This is a genomic window from Bacillus sp. JJ1127, assembly GCF_036965845.1.
Classification (GTDB): Bacteria; Bacillota; Bacilli; order Bacillales; family Bacillaceae_G; genus Bacillus_A.
Window position 1 is genome coordinate 385 of sequence record NZ_JBALQK010000455.1, and the last position, 839, is coordinate 1,223.

Annotated in this window: 1 protein-coding gene; it reads left to right on the forward strand. The window is 32.8% G+C overall.

The annotated features are described in order from the left end of the window. Positions 1-748 (forward strand): sensor histidine kinase (locus V7183_RS25840; RefSeq protein WP_335361321.1); only part of this gene is annotated, 748 nt, incomplete at its 5' end. Positions 749-839 lie beyond the last annotated feature (91 nt).

Here is an 839-nt window from a genome sequence, read left to right on the forward strand (position 1 = left end):
GAATATTGAAGAACTTGCTTTTGAAATCAATCATTTAATTGAACACATAGCACAAGCAAACATTGATAAAGCACGTACCGAAAATGAACTAAAACAGGCTATCTCTAACATATCCCATGATTTAAGAACGCCACTTACGTCCATTATAGGGTATATTCAATTTTTAGAATTAAGTGAAATCACCACGGCAGAAAGAGAGCATTATTTAACCATTGTAAAAAATAAAACTAAACGTTTACAAACCTTAGTAAATGATTTTTTCGAACTGTCTGTCATAGATTCTAATGATTATCACTTAAGCCCTCAATTAGTAAAAATGAACCATTTAACATGGGAGATCTTAGTCGGTTTTTATGATCAATTTAACAAAAAGAAAATGGAACCAACGATTTGTATACAGCGCGAGGAAATACAAATAATGGCTGATGAATCGGCAATTAAACGTGTTGTGGAAAATCTTGTTAACAATGCGCTTAATCATGCTAGTGGAAATATATCAATCACCCTAAAAAGGCAAACTTCATCAGTAATATTCATGATTAGTAATGACGTTGAAAATTTAAGTCAACAAGATATACCTTTGCTTTTTGACCGATTTTATACCACCAATCATCATCGATCTGAAAAAGGGACTGGATTAGGTTTATCTATTGCGAAAACCCTGATGCTAAAAATGAGTGGGTCTCTTCAAGCAGAATTAAAAGAAGGGCGACTTCATATGATATGTAAGTGGAAAATTCAAGATTAAACGATAACTTATAACATGGTCTCATTACACTTAGTTTGACTTAATCATGTTTTTTTCGAGTTGGGGTCACTTCACATCGCTATCAAGCTAA